The sequence below is a fragment of the Rhizobacter sp. P2_H3 genome, from assembly GCF_056403355.1.
Genome location: NZ_JBFUFQ010000019.1, coordinates 23,003 through 41,664, shown reverse-complemented (window position 1 = coordinate 41,664; position 18,662 = coordinate 23,003). Strand labels below are relative to the sequence as shown.

Below are 18,662 nucleotides of genomic sequence, written 5' to 3'. Positions count from 1 at the left end.
CGGTTGTTCTGGATGCAGGTCTCGAAGCAGGTCGCATGCCGCGGCGCGGCGGCACTTGCGATTGGATGCAATTTCAACGCGACTGCGCGGCGTGCAGGCTCTCGAAGCGTTGCGCGAGTGCGCGCAGGTCGTGCGCGAGCAGGCCGACCGGGCCGGCGATGCGGGCGGCAGGGCGCGGCGACGCGAGCATCGAGAGGTCGGGCATCGCCCGTGCGCGCAGCGCCTGGGCCGCGCCGCGCAGGGCCTGAGCGATCGCCGCAGTCGGGGCCGCCGCGTCGGGCTGCAGACCGGGCAGCAGGCGGGCGATCACGGCGCTGTCCTGGTGGACCCGGGAGACCATGCGCGCGAGCTGCACGTGCGCGTCGCGCTCGACGGGCCGTCTGCGAAGGCGCGCGATCCATGCGCGTTCGCGATCGGCCTGCACTGCGATCACGGCGAGCTCCCGCAGGCGGCTGCGCACGGTGCCGTCGGGTGCCGCATCGGCTTCCTCGTCCAGAGGTCGGGCGAACGCCTCGAGCAGGTCGGCGCAGGCACCGGTGAAGCGCGCACCGGCGCGCGCGGCTCGCAGCAGCAGCGACACGCCGAGCCCGACCAGCACGCCGATGCCGACTTCGGCGCCGCGCAGCCATGCGACCTGCAGCGCCGAATGCCCCGGCATGCTGCCGCTCGACAGGATGATCAGCGCCGCGACCGGTGCACTGGCGATCAGCGGCAGCGTGGCACTCGCGAACGCGAGGGCGGCGACGATCAACAGCGTGGCGGGCGCCGCATCGACGCCGTGGTGCCGCAGCCAGACGCCGCCGACTCCGCACAGCGTGCCGAGCACGGTGCCGCCGAGCCGTGCGCCGCCGGCGCCGACGCTCGCGCCGGCATTCGGCCGCACGACGATGAGTGCCGACATCACCGCCCACAAGCTCTCGGGCAGGTGCAACGCGCTCGACACCGCATAGGCTGCGATGACGGCCACCGCGAGTTGCGCGCCGTGCCACAGGCGCCCGTCGGCGCGTGCGTGGGCCACGCGTGCGGCGAGTGAGGTCATGTCACGTTCCTTTGCATCGACGCCGCGCGACCGCCGAGCCGCACGGCCAGTGCCTCCATCAGCGCGCACGCCTGCAGCAGCGTCGCGCGCTCGGACGCGTCCAGCGTGTCGGCGATCGCGTCGGCGAGCGAGGCTTCACGCCGGTGCACGTCGGCCTTCAGCTGTTGCAGTCCGATCCGGGTCAGCGACAGCACGCTCTGGCGACCGTCATGCGCGTGCGGCGCGCGCGCCAGCCAGCCGTCGGCCTCCAGCTCGGCGAGCAGGCGCGTCAGCGTCTGCAGCTTCACGCGCTCGTGGGCCGCGAGTTCGCTCGGCGACATCGGACCGCGCCGGTACAGCGCACCCATGGCGCTGAGCTTGGCGACGCTGATGCCCTCGGGCGGCAGCGCGTGGCGCAGCTGGCGTGTCAGGTCGGACAGCGCGGCACGCAGCCGCACGGCGCATTGCCGCGGTTCGGTGTCGGTGGGCATGCGATTATCATAAGATCAATCTTAGTTTCTATGCAAGCCGGCGCTGTCGCCACTGCGCGACGCAGTCGGCGAGCAGCGCGGCGCTGCTGGTGGCCGAGGGCTGCAGGCCGAGGGTCGTCGCGGCGGCGTGCAGCGCGCGCGCCGGGTCGGCCAGGTCGAGCGCGGTCGCGCCGTTCTGCTTCGACAGCTTCTCGCCGTTCGCGCCCAGCACCAGCGGCGTGTGCAGGTACTGCAGCGCCGGCAGGCCGAGCAGCCGCTGCAGGTGGATCTGGCGCGGCGTGTTGTCGGCGAGGTCTTCGCCGCGCACGACGTGGGTGATGCCCTGCAGCGCGTCGTCGACGACCACCGCGAGCTGGTAGGCCCACAGCCCGTCGGCGCGATGCAGCACGAAGTCGCCGACCGCCTGCGTCAGGTTCTGCTGCTGCGCACCGAGGCGGCGGTCGCGCCAGTCGATCACGATGTCGGCTCCGCTGGCGTTGCAGCTCAGCACCCGCGTCGCGCGCGCCGGCTTGCCGTTCAAGCCATGCCGGCAGGTGCCGGGGTAGACGAGCTCGCCGTGGCGCGGCTTGCCGTGGCCGCTGGCTTCAAGCGCGAGGGCGATGTCGCGCCGTGTGCAGCCGCAGGGGTACACCTGCCCGGCGGCGCGCAGCGCATCGAGCGCGGCCGCGTAGTGCGCGCCGCGCTGCGATTGCCACACCGGCGGCTCGTCGGGCAGCAGCCCGCATTGCGCGAGCTGCGCCAGGATCTGCGCATCGGCGCCCGGCACGCAGCGCGGCGTGTCGACATCCTCGATGCGCACCAGCCACGCGCCATCGTGCGCCCGCGCATCGAGCCAGCTCGCGAGCGCTGCCACCAGCGAGCCGGCGTGCAGCGCGCCGGTCGGCGACGGCGCGAACCGTCCGCGGTACCTCATTGTGATCAGGCCCCACCCAACGGCAGCAAGCCGCTGTGGCGCTCGATCAGCGCGCTGCGCGTGGCCGGGCTCTCCAGCTGCGACAGCCACCAGCGCAGCGCCAGCCCGAGCTGCGGCTTGCGTGTCGCGCTGCCGGCCGGCACGCTGCGCCACGCGTAGCCGAGGCGCGCGACCTGCGTCGGCCGCTGCACCGGCTTGACGACCAGCCGGCCGGCGGCGATGTGCTCGCGCACCAGCGGCTCGGGCAGGAATCCGCAGCCCAGGCAGCGCAGCTGCGCCTCGATCTTGTTCTGCATCGTCGCGACGGTCAGCACGTCCTGCCCGGGCAGCAGGTTCACTGTCAGCGGCGCCATGCGCTGTGCCGAATCGGCGACCGCGACCGCGCGGTGGTGGATCAGGTCGGCATCGCTCAGCGGACCCTCGGCGTGGGCCAGCGGGTGGTGCGGCGCCACCGCGAACACGAAGGTGATGCTGCCGAGCGGCTGCATCTGGATGCCGGGCGGCATCGTGCGGTCCACGCCGACGCCGATCGCCAGGTCGGCCTGCCCGCTGACCAGCGCCTCCCAGGTGCCGGCCAGCACCTCGGTGCGCAGCCGCAGCCGCGTGCCCGGCCCGCCGCTGGTGGCGCCCGGGCTCTCGGGGCTCAGCGCATAGAACGCCTCGCACAGCTCGAACAGCGTGGCGCGCGACATGATGCCGTCCACCGCGATCGACAACTGCGTCTCCCAGCCGGTCGCGACGCGCTTCACGCGGTTGGCCACCGCATCCATCTCCTGCAGCAGCCGCCGGCCCTCGTGCAGCAGCTCCTCGCCGGCGGCCGTCAGCCTCGCCTGGCGCGAGCGGCGGTCGAACAGCAGCACGTCGAGCGCGTCCTCGAGCTGGCGCACGTTGTAGGTCAGCGCCGACGGCACCTTGCCGAGCTCGCGGGCGGCCGCGGCGAAGCTGCCGGTGCGGGCGATGACGTCCATCATCGCGAGCGCTTCAGGGGTCAGGACGTTGCGGGAGCTGGTCATGGCGGGGCCGTCGGAGTTTCGTTCATCTTATTTGAACGAACGCTTCAACGCGCGGCCCGTGATGGGCCGGGGGGCGGCGCCTACAGTCTCTTCCATACCCCAGAGATCACCACTGAAAGGACGCGACATGCTCACCCTGCGCAAATCGACTGAACGTGGCTACGCCGACCACGGCTGGCTGAAGTCGTTCCACAGCTTCTCGTTCGCCGACTACTACGACCCGAAGCACATGGGCTTCGGCAACCTGCGAGTGATCAACGAAGACCGCATCGCCCCGGGCACCGGCTTCGGCACGCACGGCCACCGCGACATGGAGATCGTGTCGTACGTGCTGTCGGGCGCGCTCGGCCACAAGGACAGCATCGGCAACGGCGCGCAGATCGTGCCGGGCGACGTGCAGCGCATGAGCGCCGGCCGCGGCATCCAGCACAGCGAATATAACCACGCGGCGAACGACACGACGCACTTCCTGCAGATCTGGATCGAGCCCAACGTGCGCGGCATCGAGCCGGGCTACGAGCAGAAGCACTTCGACGCGGCGCAGAAGCGCGGTGCGCTGCGCCTGGTCGCGAGCCCCGACGGCCGCGAGGATTCGGTGAAGCTGCACGCCAACGCGACGCTGTATGCTGGCCTGTTCGACGGCGACGAGCGTGCCGAGCTGGCGCTGCCGGCGAAGCGCAAGGCCTATGTGCACGTGGTGCGCGGCAGCGTCGAGGTGAACGGCCAGGCGCTGTCCGCCGGTGATGCGGCGATGCTCGACGACGAACCGGCGGTGCGCATCGGCGCCGGGCGCGATGCCGAGGTGCTGGTTTTCGACCTGCAGTGATCCCTTTCTTCAACCAAGGACGACCCATCATGTTCGAACGACTCCAGAACCCGCTCGCGCTCGCTGCGCGCATCCTGCTGGCCTTGATGTTCGTGCTGGCCGGCTTCAGCAAGCTGACCGGCTTCGAGGGCACGGTCGGCTACATCGCGTCGAAGGGCCTGCCGCTGCCGCAGGTCGGCGCGGTGATCGCGCTGCTGGTCGAGATCGTCGGCGGCATCGCGCTGATCGTCGGCTGGAACGCCCGCTGGGCTGCTGCCGTGCTGGCGGTGTTCACGCTGGCCGCCACGGTGATCTTCCACAACTTCTGGGCCGTGCCGGCCGAGCAGGCGATGGTGCAGAACCTGATGTTCATGAAGAACATCTCGGTGATCGGCGGGCTGCTCGCGATCGTGGCCTTCGGGGCCGGTGCGCTGAGCCTGGATGCGAAGCGCCGCTGATGACGATCGACGCCCACCTGCACCGGCGGCCCGCGGCGGCTGACCAACCGGCCAGCGCGCTGACGCTGCTCACGTTACTCACCAACGGCCGCCATGCTTGGGCCGCCGACGTGGATCGCACGCTCGGCAGCAGCGATGCCGCGCCGAGCCCGCACGACCTGCTGGACTCGGCGCTGGCCGCCTGCACCACGCTGACACTGGAGCTCTACATCCGCCGCAAGGCGCTGGCCGTGCRCTCGCTGCACGTGCAGGTGGACCACGTCGAGACGCGTGGCGACGACGGCGGCGTGCGCTACCAGATGCAGCGCCGCATCCACATCGACGGTGATCTGGCCGAGGCCGATCGGACCCGCCTGCTCGAGATTGCCGGCAAGTGCCCGATCCACCGGGTACTCGAGGGGCAGACTCGGATCGAGACGACGCTGACGTAGCGGGCCGGGGCGTCATCCCCGTTAAAGTTGCCGCCATGGACATCATCCTGAAGCTCGTGGCGGTGCTGCCCTGGACGGACTGGGCCGCCCTGGTGGCGTTCTTCTGCGCCTGGGCCGGCTACATCTGGTTCGCGCACCGCCGCGCGCTGACGCAGCCGTCGATCCTCGCGTCGACGAACCGGGTGCGCCGCGAATGGATGCTGCAGACCACCTACCGCGAGGTGCGGGTGATCGACGGCGTCGTGCTGCAGAACCTGTCGACCAGCCCGTCGTTCTTCGCGTCGACCACCATCCTGATCATCGGCGGCCTGCTGGCGGTGCTGGGCACCAGCGACAAGGCCACCGAGATCGTGCGCGACCTGCCGTTCGCGGCCCGCACCTCGGTGCTGGTGTTCGACCTGAAGGTGGTGCTGCTGCTGGGCATCTTCGTCTATGCGTTCTTCCGCTTCACGTGGTCGATGCGGCAGTACACCTTCGGCGCGCTGTTGATCGCCGCGGCGCCGGAGGCAGCGCAGTTGCTCGAACAAGGCTCCGACGGCGAGGTGCGCCGGCAGGCCTTCGCGAAGAAGGCGGGCGGCGTGGTCAGCATGGCCGCCGAAACCTTCAACGACGGGCTGCGGGCGTACTACCTGTCATTCGCCGCGGTGGCCTGGTTCTTCTCGCCGCTGATCTTCATGCTCGCGACGGCGGGCGTGGTGTACGTGCTGTACCAGCGCGAGTTCAGGTCGGACGTGCTGGCGGTGTTGAACAGCTGATCACCGGTTCGTAGTGCGCGCGCTCGCGGCGCAGCGTCAGCGGCAGCGTTCCGTTGCGCTGCACGCCGAACACCTGTCGATGGTCGCTGTCGGTATACGGGGTGATGACCTCGATCTGCAGGCCGAAGGCGTCGGCAGCGATCGCTACCGACAGGTCGCCCATGTCGTGGAACCAGCTGCCTGACGTGCGAAGATCCTTGAGCATTGCGCGGCGCTCGTCGTCGTCGGACGGAAGGGTCAGCAGGTACTGCTTCTCGTCCGGAACGTCGTGCACCGACGCGTGGCGCCAGAGGGTGTACTCGCGCTCGACATGGGCCGCCATCTGCAGGCGCATCTCGCGGGGCGTTGACGGACCGGCCGCCGCGGTATTGCCACCCAGGTGCCTGGCACCGGCGATCATCGAGTGGAACGCACAGTCACCATCTCCCCGCACRCCCTCGGTATGCGCATCGGCAAAGTACCTTGGATCGATGCGAACCGGCGGAGGACGGACGGTGTCGGTGCGGTCGGCGGCGGCATGCTCGTCGACCTTCTGCCAGTAGACCTGCTCCACGGTCTTCAGGTCGTCACGGAAGCATTGCTCGATGCCCTCGATGCCGACCACGTTGAAGAAGGCATCCTGGCCCTCGGGCGTGATCAGGTCCGGGAACGTCGCGCAAGTCTCCTTCGCCTGTTGGCGTGCCTTCCTCGCGATGCTCGCGGCGGGCTCGCCGCCCGGGGGCTCGGCCTCCGGTTCCCGCGTTCTCTTCTTCCCTGTCACCGATCCCACGCTCATGCCTTGCTTCCGCGGCCAGATCCACCTGGCGCGAGCACTTGGTAACGCCACGGGCGAAGCCGTTCCGCCGCCGGTTCAAATGGCCCGCGTCAGCCCACGTCCCGCGCCAGCCGCAGCCCGCTGAACTGCCACTGCACCTCCGGCGGGAAGAAGTTGCGGTAGCTGGCCCGCGCATGCCCGGCTGGCGTCGCGCACGAGCCGCCGCGCAGCACCATCTGCTGGCTCATGAACTTGCCGTTGTACTCGCCGACCGCGCCGGGCAGCGCCTTGTAGCCGGGGTAGGGCAGGTAGCTCGACTGCGTCCATTCCCAGACGTCGCCGAACAGCTGCGACGGTGCATCGGCCGGCGCATCCGCCGCCGGCATCGGGTGGAAGGCGCCGCTGTCGGCGAAGTTGGCGCGCGCCTGCGGCTTGGTCTGCCGGGCCGCGAACTCCCATTCGGCCTCGGTCGGCAAGCGCGCGCCGGCCCAGCGCGCGTAGGCGTCGGCCTCGAAGTAGCTCAGGTGGCAGGCCGGCGTGTGCGGGTCGACGGCCATCTCGCCATGCAGCGTGTGCGTGAACCACGCGTCGCCCTCGCGCCGCCAGTACAGCGGCGCCTGGTGGCCGCCGTTGCGCACCCAGTCCCAGCCGAGCGAGAGCCACAGCTCCGGCCGCTGGTAGCCGCCGTCGTCGATGAAGGCCATCCACTCGCCATGGCTGACCGGTCGCGACGCGAGCTCGAACGGCGCGATGAACGTGCGGTGGCGCGGCGTCTCGTTGTCGAAGCAGAACGCGCCGTCGCGCTCGGGGTCGTGGCCCAGCTCGAACAGGCCACCGCCGTAGCCGAACCAGCGCAGCGCCTGCGCTTGCACCGCGGTCATCGGCCAGCGCTTGCCGTAGCCGGGGTGGCCGGGGCTGAACGACAGCGCGTGCTTGATGTCGGTCAGCAGCAGCTCCTGGTGCTGCTGTTCGTGGTGCAGGCCGAGCGTGACCAGCGCGGCCAGTTCCGCATCGCCGCCGCGCTGCGCGATCAGCGCCTGCATGCGCGCATCGACATCGGCGCGGTAGCGCAGCACGTCGGCCAGTGCCGGGCGCGTCACCAGGCCTCGTTTGGCGCGCGGGTACTGGTCGCCGATGCCGTTGTAGTAGCTGTTGTAGAGCACGCGGAAGCGCGCGTCGTGCGGCTGGAACTCGCGCTCGAAGCGCTCCAGCAGGAAGGTCTCGAAGAACCAGGTGACGTGCGCGAGGTGCCACTTCGTCGGGCTCGCGTCGGGCATCGACTGCACCTGGCAGTCTTCGGGCGACAGCGGCGCGGCCAGCGCGAGGCTGGTCTCGCGAACCTGGGCATACCGATTGCCGAGCGGACTGTTCGGCTGGACGGGAAGGCTGCCGCTGCGGGGCAAGCTGTGGGACTGCATCGGTGTCTCCTGCGCCGTCGGTCGGCGCCGATCGCAGCGACCTTACACCGATCTCGCCGGCAGCAGTGCCGCGTCGACGGATTCCCTTTCATCGAACACGAAACAGTGGCCGTCGAAGTGCCTGCCGCCGGCCTCCTCGAAGTATTTCAGGATGCCGCCCTCGAGCTGCAGCACGTTCTCGACGCCGGCCTCGGCCATGAACAGCGCCGCCTTCTCGCAGCGGATGCCGCCGGTGCAGTAGCTGACCACCGTCTTGCCCTGCAGCTCGGCCGCATGCGCGCGCAGCGCCTGCGGGAATTCGGTGAACTTGGTGATGCGCCAATCGATCGCGTTCTCGAAGCGGCCGTGGTCCACCTCGAAGGCGTTGCGGGTGTCGAGCATCACCACCTCGCGGCCGCTGTCGTCATGGCCGGCATCGAGCCAGCGCGCGAGCGTCCGCGCGTCGACCGCCGGGGCGCGCCCCGATTCGGGCCGGAACTGCGGGTGGTTCATCCGGATGATCTCGGGCTTGACCTTCACCAGCAGCTTGCCGAACGGCACCGCATCCGACAGGCTCTCCTTCGGCGCCAGTGCCGCGAAGCGCGCGTCGCCGCGCAGCCAGGCCACGAAGCCGCGCACCGCGTCGGGCGCGCCGGCCAGGAACAGGTTGATGCCCTCTTCGGCGAGCAGCACCGTGCCCTTCAGGTGGTGACCGGCTGCTTGTGAGCGAATGCTCTCGCGCAGCGCCTGCGTGTCCGTCAGGGTCACGAACAGGTAGGCGGAGATGTTGAGGATGGGTTTCATATTCGTGCGAAGCCCGGCATTTTACGGAGCGCAGGCTCTCTAAAATCGCCCGATGGCTTTCATCCACCTGCGCACCCACACCGAGTTCTCCGTCGTCGATGGCACCCTGCGGATCGACGAGCTGGTGGACGCCGCCGCGCAGGACCACCAGCCGGCCCTCGCGATCACCGACCTGTCGAACCTGTTCGGCGCGGTCAAGTTCTACAGCGCCGCCCGCAAGAAGGGCGTGCAGCCGATCATCGGTGCCGACATCTGGCTCGAGCCCGACACCACCGTCGGCGAGAAGAACCCGAGCCGCCTGCTGCTGCTGGTGCAGAGCGCGGCGGGCTACCACAACCTGTGCGAGCTGCTGTCGCGCGGCTGGGTGCTGAACGCGCAGCGCGCGCAGGCCTGGCACAAGCTCGACTGGCTGCAGGAACTCAACGGTGGGCTGATCGCGCTGTCGGGCGCCGAGATGGGCTCGATCGGCCAGGCCCTGATGGCGCAGGACACCGCGCGTGCCACCGCGGCGGCGCAGAAGCTGGCCGCGATCTTCGACAAGCGCTTCTACCTCGAGCTGCAGCGCGCCGGCCAGCCGACCAACGAGGCCCATGTGCGCGCCGCGGTGCCGCTGGCGGCCGCGCTGCGCCTGCCGGTGGTCGCGACGCACCCGGTGCAGTTCCAGACGCCGGACGACTTCGAGGCCCACGAGGCCCGCACCTGCATCGCCGAGGGCGAGACGCTGACCAACCCGCGGCGCGTCAAGCGCTTCACGCGTGAGCAGTACTTCAAGTCGCAGGCGCAGATGGAGGCCTTGTTCGCCGACCTGCCGAGCGCGCTCGCCAACAGCGTCGAGATCGCGAAGCGCTGCAGCCTGACGCTGGTGCTCGGCAAGCCGCAGCTGCCCGATTTCCCGACGCCCGAGGTCAATGGCGAGCGCATGGCGCCCGAGGCCTACTTCCGCTACGCATCGCACGAGGGGCTGAAGGAGCGCATGCTGCACCTGTACCCGGACGCGGCGCAGCGCGAGCGCGAGATGTCGCGCTACGTGGACCGGCTCGATTTCGAGATCAATACGATCCTGAAGATGGGCTTCCCCGGTTACTTCCTGATCGTGGCCGACTTCATCATCTGGGCCAAGACCCACGGCTGCCCGGTCGGCCCGGGCCGCGGCTCGGGCGCCGGCTCGCTGGTGGCCTATGCGCTGAAGATCACCGACCTGGATCCGCTGCGCTACAACCTGCTGTTCGAGCGCTTCCTGAACCCCGAGCGGGTCTCGATGCCCGACTTCGACATCGACTTCTGCCAGGGCAACCGCGACCGCGTCATCGACTACGTGAAGGACAAGTACGGCCGCGAGGCCGTCAGCCAGATCGCGACCTTCGGCACGATGGCGGCCAAGGCCGCGCTGCGCGACGTGGGCCGCGTGCTCGGCATGGGCTACGGCCACGTCGACGGCATCGCGAAGCTGGTGCCGGCACCGCCCGGCAAGACCGTCACGCTGAAGCGCCCCGGCGACAAGCCCGACAGCGGCATCATCTACGCGCGCACCGAGGCGCCGGAGCTCGAGGAGCGCGAGAAGAACGAGGAAGAGGTCGCCGAGCTGCTCGCGCTGGCCGAGCGTGTCGAGGGCATGGTGCGCAACATCGGCATGCACGCCGGCGGCGTGCTGATCGCGCCCGGCAAGATCACCGATTTCTGCCCGCTGTACATGCAGCCCGGCAGCAACAGCGCGGTCAGCCAGTTCGACAAGGACGATGTCGAGGCGATCGGCCTGGTCAAGTTCGACTTCCTGGGCCTCGCGACGCTGACCATCCTCGAGATGGCGAAGGACTTCATCGTCGCGCGCCATCCGTCGCGCAAGGATTTCGCGTTCGAGAAGATCCCGCTGACCGACCGCGGCGCCTACCAGCTGATGAGCGAGGGCAAGACGGTGGCCGTGTTCCAGCTGGAATCCACCGGCATGCAGCGCATGCTGAAGGATGCGAAGCCGAGCGTCTTCGAGGACATCATCGCGCTGGTGGCGCTGTACCGCCCGGGCCCGATGGACCTGATCCCGAGCTTCTGCGCGCGCAAGCACGGCCGCGAGGAGGTCGAGTACCCGCACCCGCTGATGAAGGAGGTGCTGGAAGAGACCTACGGGATCATGGTCTACCAGGAGCAGGTGATGCAGGTCGCCCAGCGCCTGGGCGGCTACTCGCTCGGCGGCGCCGACCTGCTGCGCCGCGCGATGGGCAAGAAGAAGCTCGAGGAGATGGTCAAGCACCGAGCGACCTTCGCCGAGGGCGCGGCCGCGAACGGCATCGCCGAGCCGCTCGCGAACGAGATCTTCGACCTGATGGAGAAGTTCGCCGGCTACGGCTTCAACAAGTCGCACGCTGCCGCCTACGCCCTGCTCGCGTACCACACGGCCTGGCTGAAGGTGCACTACCTGGCCGAGTTCACCGCGGCCAACATGAGCGTCGCGCTGGACGACACCGACAAGCTCAAGATCTTCCACGACGACGCGGTGATGCTGGGCATCACCTTCGAGCCGCCGAACATCAACACCGGCACGCACCGCTTCGAGCCGGTCGCCGACAAGGTGGTGCGCTACGGCCTGGGCGCGATCAAGGGCACCGGCCAGAGCGCGATCGAGGCGATCGTGCAGGCGCGCACCGACGGCGGCCCGTTCAAGAGCCTGTTCGACTTCTGCGCGCGGGTCGACCGCAGCCGCATGAACAAGCGAACCGTCGAGGCGCTGATCAAGGCCGGTGCCTTCGACCTGCTGCACCCGGAGCGCTCGCTGCTGGTGGCGAGCATCGGGCTCGCGTTCGAGTACGCCGACACGCAGGCCGCGCACGCCGACCAGGGCGGGCTGTTCGACTTCGGTGACTCCCATGCAGCGTCGACGCAGGAGCCCGAGCTGGTGCAGGTGCCGCCGTGGAGCATCAAGGAGCGGCTCAGCTTCGAGAAGGTCGCGCTCGGCTTCTACCTGTCGGGCCACCTGTTCGACCAGAGCGGCGACGAGGTGCGGCGCTTCGCCAAGCGCAAGATCGCCGACGTGATCGACAGCCGCGAGCCGCAGATGCTGGCCGGCATCGTCGGCGACCTGCGGGTGATCAACGGCCAGCGCGGCCGTGTCGCGATCTTCAAGCTCGACGACAAGAGCGAGGCGATCGAGGCGGTGGCCAACGAGGAGCTGTTGAACGCCAACAAGGACCTGCTGAAGGACGACGAATTGATCATCGTCTCCGGCAAGGTGCAGCCCGACCGCTTCTCCGGCGGCATGCGCCTGAACGTGCAGCAGGTGTGGGATCTCGCGACCGCGCGCTGCCGCTTCGGCAAGTACCTGCGCGTCGAGGTCAACGGCAGCGTGCCGCCGGTGGCCGAGGTGCTGCGCGACTTCCCGAGCCGGCGCGTGCAGACCGACCAGGGCACGACGACGCAGGGCCTGGCAGTGCGGTTGGTGGTGCAGCGCGAAGCGGCCGTCGGTGAACTCGACCTGGGCGAGGAAAGCCGCTTCTTCCCGAGCGATGCGGCGCTGGCGCGCTGGGTCGAGAGCGCGCATGGGCGGGCCGGCATCGTTTACGAGTAGTACTTACCAGTAGTCACGAGTTGGCACATTCCCTGTCGGCACCACACGCTTCAGCAACGTTCTAGGTTCATCATCAGATCTGCGTCAACACGCAGGAGGTCGTTATGAAGCAAGCACTCGCCCTGATCACGCTGGCCGTTGCCAGTGCATCATCCTTTGCCACCGACGTTGGCGTGTCGGTCAGCGTCAGCCAGCCGGGCGTCTACGGCCGCATCGACATCGGCAATGCGCCGCCGCCGGTCGTGATCAACCCGCAGCCGATCATCATCCAGCAGCCGCCGACGGTCGTCGTCGAACGCCGCCCGATCTACCTGCGCGTTCCGCCCGGACACCAGAAGAACTGGAAGCGCTACTGCGGCCAGTACGCGGCCTGCGGGCAGCCGGTGTACTTCGTGCGCGAGGACTGGTACCAGGAGCACTGGCGCCGTGAGCACGAGCATGACCACGACCGCCGCGATGACCACGGCCGGGGCCATGGCCGCGGGCATGACAAGCACGACAAGCAAGACAAGCGCGACAAGCACGACCACTGATCCGGGCTGAACCGGATCGGTCGGCGGGCCCGGGGTGTCTACACTCGGGGCCCATGCCGCCACCACCCACCACGGGCCTGATCCTCACCGGAGGCGGGGCCCGTGCCGCCTACCAGGTCGGCGTCCTGAAGGCCCTCGCGCAGATCCGCCGCGAGGTCTCGCCGGACGACCGCAGCAATCCCTTCCCCGTGATCACCGGCACCTCGGCCGGCGCGATCAATGCCGCCGCGCTGGCCAGCCATTGCGACGACTTCGACGCGGCCGTCGCGGCGCTGTGCGAGGTGTGGGAGAACTTCCGCGCCGAGCAGGTGTACCGCTCCGACTCGATCGGCGTGATCCGCACCGGCGCGCGCTGGCTGACGATGATGTCGATCGGCTGGGTGATCGCCCGCTGGCGCCGCGCGCGCCCGCGCTCGCTGCTCGACAACTCGCCGCTCGATGCGTTGCTGCGGCAGATGGTGTCGGTGGGCCGGCTGCACGAGCTGATGAACGCCGGGCACCTGAAGGCGCTGGCGGTGACCGCGTCGAGCTACAGCTCGGGCACGCACGTGACCTTCTACGATTCGGTGCAGGACATCGTGCCGTGGACGCGTTCGCAACGCGTCGCGGTGCGCGATGCGATCACCGTGCCGCACCTGCTGGCCTCGGCCGCGATCCCGTTCGTGTTCCCTGCCGTGCCCTTGAACTTCGAGGGCATGGTCGAGTATTTCGGCGACGGCTCGATGCGCCAATCGGCGCCGATCTCGCCGGCGGTGCACCTGGGGGCGAGCCGCATCCTGGTGGTCGGTGCCGGCCGCATGCACGAGCCGCCGGGGCGCCGGCAGGTGAACGGCGACTACCCGAACATCGCGCAGATCGCCGGCCATGCGCTGTCGAACATCTTTCTCGATGCGCTGGCGGTGGACGTGGAGCGGCTGCAGCGGGTCAACAACACGCTGTCGCTGCTGCAGCCGGAGGCGCTCGCGCGCACCAGCCTGCGGCCGATCGACGTGCTGGTGATTGCGCCGAGCGAGCGGCTCGACGATCTCGCGGCCAAGCACCTGGCGAGCCTGCCGGCGCCGGTGCGGGCGCTGCTGCGCGGCGTGGGGGTCTCGGGCCGCGGTGCCGATACGCGCGGTGCGGCACTGGCGAGCTACCTGTTGTTCGAGGCGCCGTACACGCGTGAGCTGGTGGCGCTGGGCGTGGCCGACACGCTGAAGCGGCGCGAGGAAGTCGCGCGCTTTTTCGGCTGGGATGGTCGCTGAGGTCGACGCAGCAAAGGCAGTGGATCGATGCGACGAGCCTTCGCGGGCCAGACGGGACTTCGATACCTCAGTCCGAACGGATGGTGGCGGGCCTGCGTCGAACACTCGCCACCCGTTCGGGCTGAGGTATCGAAGCCTGCGCTGTTTGCGGGCCCACGAACACAACCTGCGCGCACAGCACAACGAAGCAAGAAACGAAAACGCCCCGCGATAGCGCGAGGCGTTGCAGCAACCAGGTTCGTGGCCTGGTGCAGTGATCACTTCTTCATCGGTTCCTTCTTGGAATCGGTCGCAGCCGCGGCCTTGTAGGCCCCACCGTTGACCGTCAGGCCGGCATCGGACAGCTTCGCGGCCTGGTGCTCCTTCACGCCCTTCACGCGACCCATCACGTCGCTCCAGTCCTTGAACTCACCCTTCTTGCGCTCGGTCAGCATGCGCGTGGCCATCGCCGGACCGATCCCCTTGACCGCTTCGAGCTCGGCCTGCGTCGCCTTGTTGATGTCGACGCCCGCCGCAAACGCCAGCGCCGAGAACAGCGCCAGCAACGTGGCGATGATGGTCTTCTTGAACATGGTGATCCTCTCCTGGAAGGTTGACGGATTGCCGATTGACAACCCGCCGGCCTAACGAGGCCCTTCGAGGGAGCGTTGACCGGTCAGGACCGGTACAGATGCACCTTATTGACCCGCTGCCGCGAGCCAGTCGACATAGCGCTTCACACCACCGGCCACATCGGTGAACGCATGGTCGCAACCTGTTGCGCGCAGTCGCGACAGGTCAGCCTGTGTATGGCTTTGGTACTTGCCGACCAGCGCCTGTGGGAACTCGATGTACTCGATGAGCCCCTTCGCGACCAGCTCGCCCAACGGCAGCGGCGGCTCGCCCTTCAACGCACGCGACGCATTGACAGTGGCCTCGGCGACGTCGTTGAACGGCTGCGCGCGCCCGGTACCGAGGTTGAAGATGCCGCTCTGCCCCGGGTGCTGCAGGAACCACAGGTTCACCGCGACCACGTCGTCGACGAAGATGAAATCGCGGTTCTGCTCGCCCGGCCCGTAGCCCCCGTACTCGCCGAACAGCTTCACCTTGCCGGTCTCGCGGAACTGGTTGAAGTGGTGGAACGCCACCGAGGCCATGCGGCCCTTGTGCTGCTCGCGCGGGCCGTAGACGTTGAAGTAGCGGAAGCCCACCACCTGGCTGCGGTTCACGTGCAGCATGCGCCGCACCACGTTGTCGAACAGCAGCTTCGAGTAGCCGTAGACGTTCAGCGGCCGCTCGAACGCCGGCTCTTCGCGGAAGGTGTCGCTGCCGCCGTAGGTGGCCGCCGACGACGCATACAGCAGCCGCGTGCCCTGCGCCTGGCAGGCGTCGAGCAGGTCCTTGCTGCAGCGGTAGTTGGTGTCGAGCATGAAGCGCCCGTCGTGCTCCATCGTGTCGGAGCACGCGCCCTGGTGCAGCACCGCGTCGACCTTGCCGAAGTCGCCGTTCGCGAAGCGCGTGTAGAACTCGCCCTTGTCGAAGTAGTCGCTGAGCTTCGCGCCCAGCAGGTTGCGGTACTTCGGGCCGTCGGTCAGGTCGTCGACGGCGATCACGTCGTCGATGCCGATGGCGTTGAGCCCGTGGACGATGTTGCTGCCGATCATGCCGGCTGCGCCGGTAACCACCACCTTCATTCGAACAACTCCTCGTAGCTGACGCTGGCCGTGCCGAACTTGCCGACGACGATGCCGCCGGCGCGGTTGGCGATCGGCATGGCCTCGCGCAGGTTGATGCCGCACGCGAGCATCGCGGCCAGCGTCGCGATCACCGTGTCGCCGGCACCGGTCACGTCGAACACCTCGCGCGCCTGCGCCGGCACGTGGGTGTGGCCGTCGCTGCCGTCGGCGTTCTCGTCGAACAGCGACATGCCTTCTTCCGAACGGGTCAGCATCAGCGCACTGAGCCCGTGCTCGCGGCGCAGCACCTGGGTGCGCTCGTGAAGCTGGGCCTCGCTGCCCCAGGCGCCGATCACCTGCGCCAGCTCGGCACGGTTCGGCGTGATCACCGTGGCACCGGCGTAGCGGCTGTAGTCGCTGCCCTTCGGATCGACCAGCACCGGCTTGCCGGCGGCGCGCGCGAGCTCGATCATGCGCGGGATGTGCGTGAGCCCGCCCTTGCCGTAGTCGGAGAACAGCACCGCGTCGTGGCGGGCCAGCTCGCGCTCGTAGTCGCCCAGCATCGCCGACAGCACCTCGTGGTCGGGCTGGTTCTCGAAGTCGACGCGGATCAGCTGCTGCGAGCGGCCGATCACGCGCAGCTTGACGATGGTGTAGAGCTGCGGATCGCGCCCGAGCACCGTGTTGACGCCCTGCTGCTCGAGCAGCCGCTGCAGCTTCTGCGCCGGCTCGTCGTTGCCGACCACCGTCAGCAGCGTCGCCTGCGCGCCCAGCGTCTTGACGTTCAGCGCGACGTTGGCCGCGCCGCCCAGGCGCTCTTCCTCGCGGTTCACGCGCACCACCGGCACCGGCGCCTCCGGCGAGATGCGGTCGACCGCACCGAACCAGTAGCGGTCTAGCATCGCGTCGCCGACGATCAGCACGCGGGCGCGCGCCAGGCGATCGGGAGCTATCGAAGCCGTCATCACAAATCCTCCAGGCGTTGCGGCGGGTAGGTGTCCCAGCTCAGGCAGCCCGGGCATTGCCAGAAATAGTGCTGTGCCTCGAAGCCGCAGGCCGCGCAGCGGTAGCGCTGCAGCGGCTTCGCGGCGCGGCCGATGGCCTCGCGCAGGCCCTGCGTCTCGTCGCTGCTCAGCGTGTCGCCGGCGCTGRCGCGCAGCAGCTCCTGCGCGGCCGACAGGCTGGGCTGCGTCTGCAGGTGCGTCAGCAGGCGGCCGCGTTGCACGGCGGCACCGGGATCGAGCAGCGTGATCGCGGCCAGCAGGTCCATCGTCGGCGCGCGGCCGTACAGCGCGCGCAGCCGTTCCAGGGCACCGGTGGCGTCGCCTGCGGCGATCGCGCTGTTCGCATAGTCGCGAGCCACCAGGTTGAAAGCGACCGGGTGCGTCGTCATCAGCTCGCCCCAGGCCTGCATGACCTGCGCATGGTCGCCGCGCGCGAAGGCGCGCTGGCCGGCCACCACCATCGGGCGGGCCGCCTGCGGGGCCGCGCTGCGCGCCCGGCGCAGCGCGTCGTCGCCGTCGGCCTGCTGCTGGCGCGCATCGGCATCGAGGGTCAGCTCGCACCAGTAGTGCGCGATGCGCGACGCGAACGAGCCGGTGCCGCTGCGCTCGAGCTTCTGCGCCACCTCGACCGCCGAGCGCCAGTTGCGCGAGCGCTCGTGCAGCGTCAACAGCGCGAGGCGCGCCTCGGTGTCGAAGGCGGTGCCTTCGAGCGCCTTGTAGGCCTCTTCGGCGCGGTCGAACAGGCCGGCCTTCATGAAGTCCTGCGCCAGCGCGTGCTGCGCGCGTTCGCGGTCGGCGCGCGGCAGGTCAGCCCGGTTCAGCAGGTGCTGGTGCACGCGCACCGCGCGCTCGTACTCGCCGCGGCGGCGGAACAGGTTGCCGAGCGCGAAGTGCAGGTCGGAGGTGTCCGGATCCTGCTGCACGGCTTCGATGAAGGCGTCGATCGCCTTGTCCTGCTGCTCGTTCAGCAGCAGGCTCAGGCCCTTGAAGTAGGCCTTCGGCGAGTCGCGCTGCTCGCGCTTCCATTGCCGCAGGTCGAGGCGCGAGCCCAGCCAGCCGAGGGCGAACGCGACCGGCAGGCCGAGCAGGAACCACTGGTAGTCAAAGTCCATCGCGCGGAGGGTGGGAATCGGTTCGGGTGGGGAGCTCGGAAGACGGCGTCAGCGCGCTGTCGGCGAGCTCGGGATGGTCGCCGCGGCGGCGCAGGCGGCGCTGTGCGAGGCGGTGGTTGCGCCACCAGCTCGGCACCATCGCGAGCACGCCGAAGGCGCAGCCGAACGCGAAGGCGGTCAGCACGACGAACACCATCGGGGCATGCCATTCCTGGCCGAAGAACCAGCGCACGGTGGCGTCGTGCTGGTTGTTCAGCGCGAACGCGAAGAGGCTGAAGAAGATGAAGGCTCGGAAGAGCCAGACGGCGATGCGCATCATGGCGGCCGATTCTAGGTCGGCGGCGCGCAGCGCACGCGGAGCGGGCTCAGGTGCCCGTCAGCGGCGTGATCGGCATCGGCTGGTCGTCCTCGAGCGGAACCTGCTCGTCGACGGCTTCGCGCAAGGCCTTGCCGGGTTTGAAATGCGGAACCAGCTTCTCGGGAATCACCACCTGCTCGCCGGAGCGGGGATTGCGCCCCACCCGCGGCGGGCGGCGGTTGATCGAGAAACTGCCGAACCCGCGGATCTCGATGCGGTGCCCGCGCGCGAGCGCATCGGACATCGCATCCAGGATGGTCTTGACGGCGAACTCGGTGTCGCGATGCGTCAGCTGGCTGAACTGCTCTGCCAGCCGGGTCACGAGATCGGAACGCGTCATGGGTCCTGTTGATCCTCAGGG

General features: G+C 69.3%; 20 protein-coding genes. 7 read left to right on the top strand and 13 right to left on the bottom strand.

Annotated features, from left to right (window positions below; genetic code table 11):
* Window positions 1-73 precede the first annotated feature (73 nt).
* The 4 genes from AC1D1T_RS06290 to AC1D1T_RS06275 are packed head-to-tail and all read right to left on the bottom strand — an operon-like array spanning window position 74 to window position 3,435.
* A complete protein-coding gene (locus AC1D1T_RS06290) occupies window positions 74-1,039 on the bottom strand; it encodes an FUSC family protein (RefSeq protein ID WP_477827516.1) in 966 nt (321 codons plus the stop codon).
* The gene (locus AC1D1T_RS06285; RefSeq protein ID WP_477827515.1) at window positions 1,036-1,509 is read right to left on the bottom strand and encodes a MarR family winged helix-turn-helix transcriptional regulator; all 474 of its coding nucleotides are present in this window, start codon (window positions 1,507-1,509) and stop codon (window positions 1,036-1,038) included. The genes AC1D1T_RS06290 and AC1D1T_RS06285 overlap by 4 nt, the downstream gene beginning before the upstream one ends.
* A 28-nt stretch (window positions 1,510-1,537) precedes the next feature.
* On the bottom strand, window positions 1,538-2,422 hold the full coding sequence (gluQRS, locus tag AC1D1T_RS06280) for a tRNA glutamyl-Q(34) synthetase GluQRS (protein ID WP_477827514.1): 885 nt from the start codon (window positions 2,420-2,422) through the stop codon (window positions 1,538-1,540).
* A gap of 5 nt (window positions 2,423-2,427) precedes the next feature.
* Window positions 2,428-3,435 (bottom strand): LysR family transcriptional regulator, encoded by a 1,008-nt coding sequence (locus AC1D1T_RS06275; RefSeq protein ID WP_477827513.1) that lies wholly within the window; start codon window positions 3,433-3,435, stop codon window positions 2,428-2,430.
* A 127-nt stretch (window positions 3,436-3,562) separates the two neighbouring features.
* On the opposite strand from AC1D1T_RS06275, the gene AC1D1T_RS06270 reads away from it, so the two are divergent.
* The 4 genes from AC1D1T_RS06270 to AC1D1T_RS06255 are packed head-to-tail and all read left to right on the top strand — an operon-like array spanning window position 3,563 to window position 5,884.
* Window positions 3,563-4,261 (top strand): pirin family protein, encoded by a 699-nt coding sequence (locus AC1D1T_RS06270; protein ID WP_047591115.1) that lies wholly within the window; start codon window positions 3,563-3,565, stop codon window positions 4,259-4,261.
* Between the two features lie 29 nt (window positions 4,262-4,290).
* Window positions 4,291-4,698 (top strand): DoxX family protein, encoded by a 408-nt coding sequence (locus AC1D1T_RS06265; protein ID WP_465114012.1) that lies wholly within the window; start codon window positions 4,291-4,293, stop codon window positions 4,696-4,698.
* Window positions 4,698-5,129 carry an OsmC family protein gene (locus AC1D1T_RS06260; RefSeq protein WP_477991659.1) on the top strand — a complete coding sequence of 144 codons (432 nt, stop codon included), beginning with the start codon at window positions 4,698-4,700 and terminating at the stop codon, window positions 5,127-5,129. The genes AC1D1T_RS06265 and AC1D1T_RS06260 overlap by 1 nt, the downstream gene beginning before the upstream one ends.
* Window positions 5,130-5,164: 35 nt before the next feature.
* Window positions 5,165-5,884 carry a DUF599 domain-containing protein gene (locus AC1D1T_RS06255; protein WP_047505823.1) on the top strand — a complete coding sequence of 240 codons (720 nt, stop codon included), beginning with the start codon at window positions 5,165-5,167 and terminating at the stop codon, window positions 5,882-5,884.
* Here the strand turns inward: AC1D1T_RS06255 and AC1D1T_RS06250 are convergent.
* The 3 genes from AC1D1T_RS06250 to AC1D1T_RS06240 form a co-directional block, all read right to left on the bottom strand.
* Window positions 5,850-6,488, bottom strand: coding sequence for an OTU domain-containing protein (locus AC1D1T_RS06250; protein ID WP_477991658.1), 639 nt, complete (start codon window positions 6,486-6,488; stop codon window positions 5,850-5,852). The genes AC1D1T_RS06255 and AC1D1T_RS06250 overlap by 35 nt on opposite strands.
* A gap of 260 nt (window positions 6,489-6,748) precedes the next feature.
* Complete coding sequence (gene egtB, locus AC1D1T_RS06245) at window positions 6,749-8,056, bottom strand: ergothioneine biosynthesis protein EgtB (protein ID WP_047505825.1); 1,308 nt, start codon at window positions 8,054-8,056, stop codon at window positions 6,749-6,751.
* Window positions 8,057-8,098: 42 nt separating this feature from the next.
* Window positions 8,099-8,839, bottom strand: a complete 741-nt coding sequence (locus AC1D1T_RS06240; RefSeq protein ID WP_477826320.1) for a sulfurtransferase — start codon at window positions 8,837-8,839, stop codon at window positions 8,099-8,101.
* 52 nt (window positions 8,840-8,891) lie between these two features.
* Here AC1D1T_RS06240 and dnaE point away from each other — a divergent pair, with 52 nt between their 5' ends.
* The 3 genes from dnaE (at window position 8,892) to AC1D1T_RS06225 (ending at window position 14,172) form a co-directional block, all read left to right on the top strand.
* On the top strand, window positions 8,892-12,395 hold the full coding sequence (gene dnaE / locus AC1D1T_RS06235; protein ID WP_477991657.1) for a DNA polymerase III subunit alpha: 3,504 nt from the start codon (window positions 8,892-8,894) through the stop codon (window positions 12,393-12,395).
* Between the two features lie 104 nt (window positions 12,396-12,499).
* Complete coding sequence (locus AC1D1T_RS06230) at window positions 12,500-12,928, top strand: hypothetical protein (RefSeq protein WP_465114006.1); 429 nt, start codon at window positions 12,500-12,502, stop codon at window positions 12,926-12,928.
* Window positions 12,929-12,981: 53 nt separating this feature from the next.
* Window positions 12,982-14,172 carry a patatin-like phospholipase family protein gene (locus tag AC1D1T_RS06225; protein ID WP_477991656.1) on the top strand — a complete coding sequence of 397 codons (1,191 nt, stop codon included), beginning with the start codon at window positions 12,982-12,984 and terminating at the stop codon, window positions 14,170-14,172.
* A 257-nt stretch (window positions 14,173-14,429) separates the two neighbouring features.
* Here AC1D1T_RS06225 and AC1D1T_RS06220 read toward each other — a convergent pair whose 3' ends face one another.
* The 6 genes from AC1D1T_RS06220 to AC1D1T_RS06195 form a co-directional block, all read right to left on the bottom strand.
* Entirely contained in the window at window positions 14,430-14,744 is a 315-nt protein-coding gene (locus AC1D1T_RS06220) for a ComEA family DNA-binding protein (protein WP_477829246.1), read from the bottom strand.
* A gap of 105 nt (window positions 14,745-14,849) precedes the next feature.
* The gene (gene rfaD / locus AC1D1T_RS06215; RefSeq protein ID WP_477991655.1) at window positions 14,850-15,845 is read right to left on the bottom strand and encodes an ADP-glyceromanno-heptose 6-epimerase; all 996 of its coding nucleotides are present in this window, start codon (window positions 15,843-15,845) and stop codon (window positions 14,850-14,852) included.
* The gene (gene rfaE1 / locus AC1D1T_RS06210) at window positions 15,842-16,792 is read right to left on the bottom strand and encodes a D-glycero-beta-D-manno-heptose-7-phosphate kinase (RefSeq protein WP_477991654.1); all 951 of its coding nucleotides are present in this window, start codon (window positions 16,790-16,792) and stop codon (window positions 15,842-15,844) included. Before rfaE1 ends, rfaD begins: the two co-directional genes overlap by 4 nt.
* On the bottom strand, window positions 16,792-17,943 hold the full coding sequence (gene lapB, locus AC1D1T_RS06205; protein WP_477991653.1) for a lipopolysaccharide assembly protein LapB: 1,152 nt from the start codon (window positions 17,941-17,943) through the stop codon (window positions 16,792-16,794). The genes rfaE1 and lapB overlap by 1 nt, the downstream gene beginning before the upstream one ends.
* Window positions 17,933-18,259, bottom strand: a complete 327-nt coding sequence (locus AC1D1T_RS06200) for a LapA family protein (RefSeq protein ID WP_465114055.1) — start codon at window positions 18,257-18,259, stop codon at window positions 17,933-17,935. The genes lapB and AC1D1T_RS06200 overlap by 11 nt, the downstream gene beginning before the upstream one ends.
* A 49-nt stretch (window positions 18,260-18,308) precedes the next feature.
* Window positions 18,309-18,641 carry an integration host factor subunit beta gene (locus AC1D1T_RS06195; protein WP_052203810.1) on the bottom strand — a complete coding sequence of 111 codons (333 nt, stop codon included), beginning with the start codon at window positions 18,639-18,641 and terminating at the stop codon, window positions 18,309-18,311.
* Window positions 18,642-18,662: the final 21 nt, after the last annotated feature.

Coding starts and splice junctions, on each gene's coding strand:
- AC1D1T_RS06290 (WP_477827516.1), bottom strand. CDS start 1,039: ATGACCTCACTCGCCGCACGCGTGGCCCACGCACGCGCCGACGGGCGC.
- AC1D1T_RS06285 (WP_477827515.1), bottom strand. CDS start 1,509: ATGCCCACCGACACCGAACCGCGGCAATGCGCCGTGCGGCTGCGTGCC.
- gluQRS (WP_477827514.1), bottom strand. CDS start 2,422: ATGAGGTACCGCGGACGGTTCGCGCCGTCGCCGACCGGCGCGCTGCAC.
- AC1D1T_RS06275 (WP_477827513.1), bottom strand. CDS start 3,435: ATGACCAGCTCCCGCAACGTCCTGACCCCTGAAGCGCTCGCGATGATG.
- AC1D1T_RS06270 (WP_047591115.1), top strand. CDS start 3,563: ATGCTCACCCTGCGCAAATCGACTGAACGTGGCTACGCCGACCACGGC.
- AC1D1T_RS06265 (WP_465114012.1), top strand. CDS start 4,291: ATGTTCGAACGACTCCAGAACCCGCTCGCGCTCGCTGCGCGCATCCTG.
- AC1D1T_RS06255 (WP_047505823.1), top strand. CDS start 5,165: ATGGACATCATCCTGAAGCTCGTGGCGGTGCTGCCCTGGACGGACTGG.
- egtB (WP_047505825.1), bottom strand. CDS start 8,056: ATGCAGTCCCACAGCTTGCCCCGCAGCGGCAGCCTTCCCGTCCAGCCG.
- AC1D1T_RS06240 (WP_477826320.1), bottom strand. CDS start 8,839: ATGAAACCCATCCTCAACATCTCCGCCTACCTGTTCGTGACCCTGACG.
- dnaE (WP_477991657.1), top strand. CDS start 8,892: ATGGCTTTCATCCACCTGCGCACCCACACCGAGTTCTCCGTCGTCGAT.
- AC1D1T_RS06230 (WP_465114006.1), top strand. CDS start 12,500: ATGAAGCAAGCACTCGCCCTGATCACGCTGGCCGTTGCCAGTGCATCA.
- AC1D1T_RS06225 (WP_477991656.1), top strand. CDS start 12,982: ATGCCGCCACCACCCACCACGGGCCTGATCCTCACCGGAGGCGGGGCC.
- AC1D1T_RS06220 (WP_477829246.1), bottom strand. CDS start 14,744: ATGTTCAAGAAGACCATCATCGCCACGTTGCTGGCGCTGTTCTCGGCG.
- rfaD (WP_477991655.1), bottom strand. CDS start 15,845: ATGAAGGTGGTGGTTACCGGCGCAGCCGGCATGATCGGCAGCAACATC.
- rfaE1 (WP_477991654.1), bottom strand. CDS start 16,792: ATGACGGCTTCGATAGCTCCCGATCGCCTGGCGCGCGCCCGCGTGCTG.
- AC1D1T_RS06200 (WP_465114055.1), bottom strand. CDS start 18,259: ATGCGCATCGCCGTCTGGCTCTTCCGAGCCTTCATCTTCTTCAGCCTC.
- AC1D1T_RS06195 (WP_052203810.1), bottom strand. CDS start 18,641: ATGACGCGTTCCGATCTCGTGACCCGGCTGGCAGAGCAGTTCAGCCAG.